Origin of the sequence: Mesorhizobium sp. M8A.F.Ca.ET.202.01.1.1 (assembly GCF_004791595.1) — a bacterium.
GTDB lineage: Bacteria > Pseudomonadota > Alphaproteobacteria > Rhizobiales > Rhizobiaceae > Mesorhizobium.
Genome location: NZ_SRUN01000292.1, coordinates 1 through 287, shown reverse-complemented (window position 1 = coordinate 287; position 287 = coordinate 1). Strand labels below are relative to the sequence as shown.

The window sequence follows — 287 nt, the reverse complement described above, 5'->3', positions numbered from 1 at the left end:
GAAGGTGAGTATCTTTTTAACGATGAAAACTATAAAAAGAGTTCGGATAATAAACTCGCAACTATTCGTAATCACACAGTAGGATTTGTCTTCCAAAACTTTAAACTCATTCAAAATAATACGATTCTTGAAAATGTCAGCATCCCACTCATTTACAACGGTATGGGTAGTAAAGAACGTAAAGATAAAGTATTGAAGGGACTAGAAGATGTAGGTCTTCATAACAAAGAAGACTTACTCCCGAATAAATTATCAGGCGGTCAACAACAACGTGTAGCCATCGCAAG

At 35.5% G+C, this 287-nt stretch carries 1 protein-coding gene; it reads left to right on the top strand.

From position 1 onward, the window contains the following. The coding region (locus EN845_RS34920; RefSeq protein ID WP_135931350.1) for an ATP-binding cassette domain-containing protein at nucleotides 1-287 on the top strand (287 nt) is incomplete at both ends.